Annotated in this window: 4 protein-coding genes; 1 reads left to right on the forward strand and 3 read right to left on the reverse strand. The window is 45.1% G+C overall.

The window, feature by feature from the left end:
* Positions 1–14 precede the first annotated feature (14 nt).
* A complete protein-coding gene (locus RYO92_RS07310) occupies positions 15–383 on the forward strand; it encodes an ImmA/IrrE family metallo-endopeptidase (protein ID WP_331648572.1) in 369 nt (122 codons plus the stop codon).
* A 121-nt stretch (positions 384–504) separates the two neighbouring features.
* Here the strand turns inward: RYO92_RS07310 and RYO92_RS07315 are convergent, their stop codons facing one another.
* From RYO92_RS07315 to pglZ, 3 genes are all read right to left on the reverse strand, one after another.
* Positions 505–2871, reverse strand: a complete 2367-nt coding sequence (locus RYO92_RS07315) for an AAA family ATPase (RefSeq protein ID WP_315369962.1) — start codon at positions 2869–2871, stop codon at positions 505–507.
* Positions 2868–4988, reverse strand: coding sequence for a protease Lon-related BREX system protein BrxL (gene brxL / locus RYO92_RS07320; protein WP_315369963.1), 2121 nt, complete (start codon positions 4986–4988; stop codon positions 2868–2870). Before brxL ends, RYO92_RS07315 begins: the two co-directional genes overlap by 4 nt.
* A 23-nt stretch (positions 4989–5011) precedes the next feature.
* A partial coding sequence (pglZ, locus tag RYO92_RS07325; protein WP_315369964.1) for a BREX-1 system phosphatase PglZ type A occupies positions 5012–6345 on the reverse strand: 1334 nt, incomplete at its 5' end.

The following is a 6345-nucleotide window of genomic DNA, read 5'->3' on the forward strand; positions in this document are numbered from 1 at the left end:
AGGGAATGTACCGGGTGATTAAGCGAAATCGCTTTATTTTCCTGAAGAACAGTCTGGATGAAAATATGCTGCGCATTGTGTGTGTACATGGATTAGGGCATGACCAGTTTCACCGGAATATGGCGAAAACCACCCCGATTCATGAGTTCATGCTCTGCGATATGAAATCCAAACCTGAATATGAAGCCAACATCGTAGCAGCAGAAATCCTGATGGACAGCGATGAAGTCCTTCGCTACATTTATGAATATGGATACACTGCCGAACAGATTGCCAGTGCGATGTCCACTGACAACAGCCTAGTTACGCTGAAGGTCGCGCACCTGGCAACACTTGGCTATAATCTGCACGCACTGGAATATAAGAGCAACTTTTTGAAATAATGTACCTTCGAGGAGCCTGGACTGGCTCCTCTTTTTTGTTGCAAATTGTGCAGATGCCGTCTGCACAATTTGCAGTGAAGGGGCAGTTTCTATCATTTATGTGCTGGTTCATTTCATGATTTTATGCGAATTCTTTTATATTGCTGCACCAGCCCTGAATTTGACATTCTGCATCATTTATATCAGACAAATGTGCCTTTACATGAACCGGATTCAGCAAATACATAAAACACAAAATATCCCGAGCCGTTCTTTTCTTTTCATCCGGAGAGAGGACTGCAACAAAATCGGCATCTTCAAGAGTTTTAGCTCGTTCCTCCATATGGCTTTCTCCATTAAGAACCAGGCGGTACATCAAGTTTTCAAAATATGTTACATAGCATTTTTCACCAAGTAAAGATAAGATATCCTTGTCACATGATATTGCATCGATGGGCTTTTTATAAACAAAAGTCGAAAAAGTCTCCAATGCACGGCGCATTGTATTCCCAATTATCATATCATTTTCAGGAGTACCATTAACTGCAAAATCATAAATTGTTTTTAAAAGCTCGCTATATTCGTGCCTTTTTTTGTACCTGAAATCAACAAGCTGCCGATTTTCCAATTCCAGAAGGAGGTAGTTACATTCAGTACCGATTTCATCCTTTGCGGTAACTCTTATCTCATTAAAGGCTTTTTCCAAGTCAAATACAGCGGGTAGATCATGCGTCATGACCAATAATTTTGAATTGCGATTTCCACACATAATTTTTCGCATTTGCGATCTCAAAAAAGATATGATACCGATTTTGTTTTCAAAATCAAAGCTTGAAACTGGGTCGTCGATGACTACCAACACCTCATTTGTATACGCATCTTCTATAGCACAGCCAGAAAGCATTTCTGCGAAGAAATAACAGAGTGCAATTATATTACGTTCCCCGAGCGATATTTCGTTTGGTTTTACGTCTGCTTTATTTGACTGGAGCAGATATACACCGTCTTTCACTTTTATTGCCAATCTGTCATTAGCAAAAAAGATATAGCGAAGATTACTATTGATTACATCAACTGCAATCATAATGTTCTTCTTCTGCGCAAGTAATTCATCAAGAGTCTTCTTCTTGGTCAGCGCATCTTCCTTTAATTGCTTGAACTGGGAATCAGCATATTCCTTTTCTTTGAGCTGTTTTAAATAGGTCTCATGGATTGGCAAAATCTCATAATAGGCCTTTTGCTTATTTAACACCTGCAATTCGGATTTGATCTTGCTAATATCAAGAAAAGGTTTATTGTGTTCTACTCTTGCGACTTCCAAGTCACTAATTGCACTCACTAACGCAGCCCGCTTTTCTCGGAGACCAAATTCTACGCCTAATATCGGTTCAAAAGGATTGGCAATTTTCTTCTTGATTTCCGTATTGCACTTTTCTATTGCATCATTTAATGCAGCAGCCGCATTTATTACGTTATTTACCGTCGATTGATTCAGTTTACTAAATGGAGTAATATCAAAACTTATCTGTTGGATTATTAGCTTCGATAAGCATTCCTTGTGATCCTCAACTTGCCTGGATAGTACCTTTTTTATACTTTCAATTAAATTATTCTTATATTCCTCCGTAACTGGCTGTAAGCAGAAAGGGCATTGTTTCACAGCTTCATTAGAGAAAGTTTCCTCTATTCTCTGAAGTTGACCGGACTCAACCAGAGTGAGTAGAAATTCTTCTCGTGGTGTCAATTCAGGCTTTTCTATTCTTTCTGCCAGGATCATGATAATATCATCATCTCTAAACTCAGGAATATGAACCTGAACGCTTTGCGAAATCGTTGCACTTCCGCTTTTCGCAGCAGAAAGCATATCAAATTTTTTACGATATTCACATTCTACATCAGCTTCAGATAGTGCTGGGGCTGATGAGATAATCGTATTATAAGTGCTATCATTAACAGCGGCGTTACGACGATCTTCTTTAATAACTCTTTCTCTGCCAGCCCAGTGAGTATCTCCAGATAAAGCATTATTCATTTGAGCGAGGTAATATGCGGGCGCAAGAACAGACGATTTATCTGAATATGTGTTGCATACTTCTTCCTGCTGCTTTCTCGCATTTTCGCTAGCCGTCAATGCGCTCTGTGCTGCAATAATTTTTTCCTCTAACTCTGCTTGTGCGCCAAGCATAATTATAGTACTTAAACCATCTTCTTTTAAGCGAACATTTCTTTGTATATACTCCTCATTAAAAACATAAACTCGCCGCGTAGTGTCATCTGTTCCCCGCACCACAGGATTGCCGTTTTCGTCGAGCAATGCTGCACTATCAATATCGCTTACATCTCCACCGTTAACTTTTATAAAAGCCTTTGCTATTGTAGTTTTTCCACTTCCGTTTCTACCATACACAAGAGCCATCCGTTGATTTTGATTCTGAAAAATGGACAATTCCGTTGCAGATGTAAAAGAACCCCCAGTAAACTTTATTTTACAAACCGATTCAATCATCATTCCACCCCCAATGCCTTAAACACTGCATCTTCCGCGCTGCTGTAGAAAATCAGATTAAAACTGCCCACCAGCTCCGGCGGCACGGTGCCAAGGTCTGCTGCACTGGTAATCGGCAACAGCACTTTCTTCGCACCGCTGTCCAGGCATACCTGCAAGGAATTCGCCAGTTCATCGGCTTTTATCATTGTTCCGCTGATGCTGATCTCCCCCAGGACAGCCATACTGCTAAGTACGGGCTTGCCCAGCGCGATGGAGCACAGCGCAATCAGAGTCGGCAGCGCTAGTTTCCCGGTCATCCCGATGCCCTGCAAATCCTGATAGTTGATGATATAATCCTTTGTCGTGGTGCTGATGGAACCGCTGATGCGGTTGCCGTTGGCCTTGAGAAAATTGAACGCTGTATTCGCAGCTTCCTTGCAGTCACGTTCAGAACCGATACCAGTACGTTCAAACTTGCCGTTTCCAGGCAGCATCTGGCTTTCGAGACGGAACACGCCGATCATGCCGGACTTGCCCTGCGAAACGGTATAGACCTGACCCGGATTGCACATCCCTTCCGGAATCAGCTTGCCGCCACCCTGTTCCGGAACGGAAACGTAATGCTCCTCAAAGGTCTCATTGTCTATGTAGGAGAAGTTCACATCGTAGAACTCCATGCCGCCTAGCTTTTTCAGCTGCTCCTTCACACGACGGCGCATTTCGAGCGAAATCTGGATGACTTCCTCCAGTTCTTCCTTGGTAAACTCCCCATCAGGATAGAGCAGCTTCAGATAGCCATCTACCATACGGCGCACGGCGATGGTATCACGTTGGTTCAGGTTCTTGCCCAAACGGAAGTAATGGTCGAGCGCATCGCCGTACTGTTCCTTGCGCAGTTCCCGGATGAACTCTGCCAGATAATCGCTGATAAAGCCATAGTCATTCGTGAAATGCTCCGGGCGGAACTTCGGAATCTCCCAGCCGGGGAGATAGCAGTGCATCCGGTCGAGAAACGCCGTGTCGGTACCCATTTCTGGCGGGAACGGGTCAAACAGGCTGGACGTTTTCAGCAGCACGTCCACGCTCTGATTGATGTTACCGACAAAGACCATCGAGGCCGTTGCAGCCTTTTCTTCTTTGCCACGAGCGAAAGAACCGGAGGCCATGTAGTCCTTCATGATCTGCACGCCGTCTTTATCCTTGAAGCGAATACCGGCCACCTCATCGAAGGCAACACAATCCCATAGGCCAACCAGACCAACTGTCTTGCGGCCCATGTTATAAAACAGGTTTGCCACCGTCGTCTGCCCACCGGAGATCAGAATACTGTTTGGCGAGATTTCTTTGTACAGATGCGATTTACCGGTGCTTCTCGGCCCCAGCTCAGACAGGTTGAAGTTGTTCTCAACCAACGGAATCATACGGGTCAGCAACAGCCATTTTTCACGATAAGTAAACTCGTCTGGCTCCATACCGATGGAGCGCAGCAGCACATCCAGCCATTCATCCTTTGTAAATGCCTTGCGTCCCTGCTTCAGCTCGTCAATGTCAATGTGTGGCATCTGAATCGGCGTTAGCTTGCGGATGCTGATGGGCGAAATGTCCTTCTGATTCTTCTGTTTAGAGCGCAATGGATCGCCATCGGCATTGATAATGCCAAAGTTGCTGTCTCCCTCAGACTCATATTCCAGCTGCACGATGCACCAGATACCGCCGCAAAGCAGCCGGTCATATTTTTCCGGGTAATCATCTGTAATCGGCACATTGATGAGGCCAAGGTTAGAGAACTCTGCAAAAAAGCAATCCTTTTTGATATCCAGATGCACTGTCACCATATCAATAATGGTATGGCTCCCGTTCTTGCGCAGTTGTGAGAGAATTTTTTGAGCCTCATCCGGGCGGACAAAGTTGTCTGCCAGAATACGTTTCACATTCTGAACGCCCTGCTCAATGATTGCCTCATCGTCTGAACTACAATACTGACCCAGCAGGAACTCCAGCACATAGACCGGAACATTTGCTCCTTCTTTTATTTTCTTTGTCAGGTCTTTGCGGACGATCCGACCGTCAAAGTTGCTGCGCAGCTTTCGACGCAGTTCTTCACGGGTATCGTCTACCGCCATATCCATCATTTCCATACGGAATTCCTGCCTCCTCTGTATCAGAATCCGAATCCAAAGTCATCCGCAAAGGCAATGTCCATGATAACAGGCTGCCTCCACTGCTCCAGACCGCTTTCTTCGTCATAAACCACAAGGTAATATTGCTTGTCCTTGTCGTATTTCTTATTTTTGAATGTGAACCGCATCCGGAAGATACGCTTCTGCGCATTTTCCTCACGACTGTCCGCCACATAACTGTTTTCGTTCGAGATTTTCTCATTGTCTTCCGAGAGGAAGAAAATGCGGTACTTTGCCGCTTTTACAGTATCACTGACGGCATCCGACTGGATAAAGTCCATGGAAGTGATCAGGTTCGTAATCTTATGGACGATGCTGACCAGAGCAATCTCTGCATTCTTTGTTTCCATGTGACCGCGTTCCATCTTAAACTCCAGCACCGGCACCAGCATTTCCTGTGGTGAGGAACCGCCATGCACATAGTTAGCACCGCCTCCGGCCACCTTAAAGACATTGCTGCTGACTGGATAGGACACTACCTTGCTGTCCTCGTTCCCCAGAACGCGTCCCATGCTCATATGATCGATGCCGTCATTTTCCAGTGCCGCCTTGGAAACTATAAATCTGCGATTGACAAATGCTTTGTCCTCGCTTTTCCCGGAAATCTTATCACTTTCTGTCAACTTATCACGCTTGTAAATAAAGCCATGGTCGGCAGTAACGATAAAATGATAGGTGTTGCCGCTGACGGAGATTCGATGAATCAAATCCATAATTTCCTGAACGGCTTCCTCACACGCATGAAACACCTCATCCTCGGTATTAGCCTTGTCTCCACGCGCGTCGATCTGATTATGGTATACATAGATAATCTGACGTTTTGTCAGCACATCTCGCAGCTCTGCCACTTTCAGATTTTTGATATCATCGAACTGTACACAGACACTATCCGGGTTATAGCTTTGCAGCACCTGCTGCCGACCTGCCAGATTATCGCAAAGGATACCATCTACCAGCACCTGGAAGTCATCCGTCATCTCCAGTGTTTTATGCGGCAAAAGTGCTGCCATACCGAGCCTCGTATAAGACGGAAGAACACCCAACTGTACAGAAAGTTTTGCCGTGCATTTCGGGTCATCCTGCATTCTGGAAAACAACTCCTGTCCTACCTCGTAACGCATGGCATCCGAAATAATGACCACGGTACGTTCTTTGGTATAGCGCAGGTTGGCATTGTAAAACTCCCGCTGCAACGGAATTGCCGAAAATGCGGCATCCTGCTGGATTCCAACATTCCAGGCTGGGAGCAGACAAGCCAGATATTCATTCGTGTAGATATTTTCCACCAGTTCCCGAAGCGGCTCAAAGCTTTCCG

It is taken from the genome of Oribacterium sinus (genome assembly GCF_963553175.1).
Taxonomy (GTDB): domain Bacteria; phylum Bacillota; class Clostridia; order Lachnospirales; family Lachnospiraceae; genus Oribacterium; species Oribacterium sinus_B.

What these genes read in the sequence shown, in the direction of transcription:
- RYO92_RS07315 (WP_315369962.1), bottom strand. Translation starts at nt 2,871, where the DNA reads ATGATGATTGAATCGGTTTGTAAAATAAAGTTTACTGGGGGTTCTTTT.
- brxL (WP_315369963.1), bottom strand. Translation starts at nt 4,988, where the DNA reads ATGGAAATGATGGATATGGCGGTAGACGATACCCGTGAAGAACTGCGT.